A 3,086-nucleotide genomic window follows, 5' to 3' on the forward strand; every position below is an offset into this window, starting at 1 on the left:
TTCCGGCCCCGTCCACATCGCATGGATGCCAGGGACGACACGTGGCGTGCCGAGATAGGCCGAGAGGAAGGCAGCGTTTTCCGGTGCCTTCTCGGGCAGCAGCAGCGCCGTGACGGAAAGCTGCGAGCGCGGCTCGGTGATCCTGATGGCGGTCATGTCTGGTCTTTCGCGGCGGCGGCCTGCAGCTTGCTGCGCAGGAAGGTGAAGGGGCGGCTGATGTCGGCGACAAGCGATTCGCGCGCCGCCTGCGCATCCTGCGTGGACAGCGCCATGACGATGCGGCGGTGATACTGGGCGGTGTCGACTTCGCCGGCCTCCGAGAAGGCATAGATAGCGACGCGGATGCAGGGCCCCGATTGCAGCCACAGGCTCTCGATCATCGGGATCAGCACGGCCGAGCCGCAGGAGCGGTAGATCTCGAAATGAAAGCTCTGATTGAGCGTCACTTCGCGATCGACGTCCTTCTTGTGTTTCAGCGCCCGCATCTCGTCCCATTCGCCGAGAATGGTTTCGATGGTGGCGATCTGGCGCGGGCCCATGCGGGCGGCGGCCAGCGCGATCGCTTCGCCCTCGATCAGGATGCGGGCACGCAAGAGATCATCCAGCCGTTCCAATGTGATCGGCGGCACACGCACCGAACGGTTGGGCAGCGCCTCCAGCGCCTTTTCCGTGATCAGCCTGCCGAGCGCCTCGCGCACCGGCATGGTCGAGGTGACCAAGGCGTCAGCTAGGCCACGGATGGTCAGCACCTGGCTCGGCTCGAACAGGCCGCCGATCAAGGCGCGGCGCAATTCCGAGTAGACGCGGTCCTGCACAGTTTCGCGGCCGACTGGCGCAAGCTGGGCCGCGATCGCCTCGTTGTTCTTTTCGATGGCAGCCTTTTGCATGGAATTCCGTTCTTGGCCGGTTTTCGGCTTGCGGATGAAATTAAAGCCGAATAGCGTGATCAAAGCAAGTGTGATCACAAATCATAATCAGGAGACGGCAACGATCGTCTTCGGCCAGAGGGTTTGATGAGCGAGGCAACCAAACGGCAAGGGGAAACCCGCGCGCCGGTTCTGACGGCAAGGAATGTCGTCAGGCGGTTCGGCGGCCTTGTCGCGGTCAACGATGTCTCGTTTGACGTCAAAGCGGGAGAAATCCTCGGCCTGATCGGCCCCAATGGTGCAGGCAAGACGACGATGTTCGACCTGCTCGCCGGCAGCATCCTGCCGACCAGCGGCGAGATCCTACTCAACGGCACGCCTGTCTCGGGCGAAGCCGCGCATCTGCGCATCGGTCATGGCCTTGGCCGAACTTTTCAGATCCCGCGCCCGCTGCCCAATCTGACGCTGATCGAAAACATTATGCTGGCCGCACAGGGCCAGGCCGGCGAAAAGCTGCTCGCCAATTTCATCACGCCATGGCGCGTCGCCGCGCAGGAAAGAGCCGCCAGGACAAAGGCGCTCGAACTGCTGGAACTGGTCACCCTCACCCATCTCGCGCATGAGCCGGCGCGGGTGCTTTCCGGCGGCCAGCGCAAGCTGCTCGAACTCGCCCGCGTGATGATGGCCGACCCGGCGATCATACTGCTCGACGAACCGGCGGCCGGCGTCAACGCGACGCTGCTGGAGGTCATCATCGACCGCATCCGGGACATCAACGCGCGTGGCATCACCTTCCTGCTGATCGAGCACAATATCGATATGGTGACGCGGCTTTGCCATCGCGTCCTCGTCATGGCGAGCGGCCAGCTGCTCAGCGAAGGCACGGCCGAAGAAGTCGCTCGCGACCCACGTGTCATCGAGGCCTATCTCGGAGGCGCGGCATGAGCGAGATCGTCCTCGATGTCCGCGACCTCGAAGCCGGTTACGAGCCCGGCGTGCCGATCGTGCGCGGCGCCTCGATCACTGTCAAAAAAGGCGAGATCGTCGTCGTGCTGGGCCCCAACGGCGCCGGCAAGTCGAGCTTCATCAAGGCCATCGCCGGCCTCGTCCCGATCACCGGTGGCACGGTGTTTCTGGACGGCAAGGACATTACCGCTGCGCCTGCCCACACCATGGTGCGGCTTGGACTGGCCTTCGTGCCGCAGACCGAAAACATCTTCCCGCTGATGTCGGTCGAGGACAATCTCAGGGTCGCCTGCGGCGTCCTCGAGCGGCGCGAAATCCCTGCCCGCATCGAGGAGATGTATGCCGCCTTCCCAGACCTCGTCCGCCAGCGCCGCACCGCCGCCGGCAATTTGTCGGGCGGACAGCGGCAGATGCTCGCTGTCGCACGGGCGCTGATCGTCCACCCCAGAGTGCTGGTGCTGGACGAGCCGTCGGCCGGCCTGTCGCCGAAATTCGTCTCGATGGTGTTCGAGATGCTGGCCGGCATCCGCAAGTCCGGCGTCACCATCCTGCTGGTCGAACAGAATGCCAAGGCGGCGCTCGCCATCGGCGACCGCGCCTATGTCCTGGTCGAAGGCAAGGACCGGCACGAGGGCATCGCCTCCGAATTGTGGAACGATCCGGTGGTCGCCGAACTCTATCTCGGCCAGCGCCCATCTAAGGCAGGGAAAGGAGGTGAGGCATGAGCCTGCAATTTGTCGTCGACGGATTGCTGACGGGTTCGATGATCGGCCTCGGCGCCATCGGCGTGACGCTTACCTATTCGATCCTGCGCTTCTCGAACTTCGCCCATGGCGACTTCATGGCATGGGGCACCTATGCGACGCTGGCCGTCGTCAGCGCCATCGGTGCGACAGTAGGCAAGGTGGCGCCGATCGCACCGCTGTCCTTCGGCTGGCCGCTCATTGTTGCGCTCGTTATCGGCATGGCCTTCACCGCGCTCTTGGCGCTGCTGCTCGACAAGGTGCTGTTTTCGCGGCTTCGCTCGCAAGGCCAGGCGATCATCGTGGTGATGGCGAGCTTCGGCGCCTCGATGGCGCTGAGAAGCCTGCTCGAATTCACCTTCACCTCGCGGCCGACCTATTTCAGCCGCGCGATCCAGATCGCCATGCCGGTCGGCTTCGGCATCCGCATCACACCCGACCAGATCGCGCTTTTGCTGCTGACCGCGGTGCTGGTGCTCGGCGTGCATCTGTTGATAACGCGCACGCAGAC

General features: G+C 63.9%; 3 protein-coding genes and 1 pseudogene. 3 read left to right on the forward strand and 1 reads right to left on the reverse strand.

From position 1 onward, the window contains the following. Window positions 1-152 precede the first annotated feature (152 nt). Window positions 153-887, reverse strand: coding sequence for a GntR family transcriptional regulator (locus tag EN750_RS26190; protein WP_127270675.1), 735 nt, complete (start codon window positions 885-887; stop codon window positions 153-155). 126 nt (window positions 888-1,013) lie between these two features. Here EN750_RS26190 and EN750_RS26195 point away from each other — a divergent pair, with 126 nt between their 5' ends. From EN750_RS26195 to EN750_RS26205, 3 genes and pseudogenes are all read left to right on the forward strand, one after another. Continuing rightward, a complete protein-coding gene (locus EN750_RS26195; RefSeq protein WP_127398307.1) occupies window positions 1,014-1,811 on the forward strand; it encodes an ABC transporter ATP-binding protein in 798 nt (265 codons plus the stop codon). Then, window positions 1,808-2,557, forward strand: a complete 750-nt coding sequence (locus EN750_RS26200) for an ABC transporter ATP-binding protein (RefSeq protein WP_127381440.1) — start codon at window positions 1,808-1,810, stop codon at window positions 2,555-2,557. The genes EN750_RS26195 and EN750_RS26200 overlap by 4 nt, the downstream gene beginning before the upstream one ends. Continuing rightward, a pseudogene (locus EN750_RS26205) lies at window positions 2,554-3,086 on the forward strand (branched-chain amino acid ABC transporter permease); the annotation flags it as partial. The gene EN750_RS26200 and the pseudogene EN750_RS26205, both read left to right, overlap by 4 nt.

Source organism: Mesorhizobium sp. M7A.F.Ca.ET.027.03.2.1, assembly GCF_003999175.1.
In the GTDB taxonomy this organism is placed as follows: Bacteria; Pseudomonadota; Alphaproteobacteria; order Rhizobiales; family Rhizobiaceae; genus Mesorhizobium.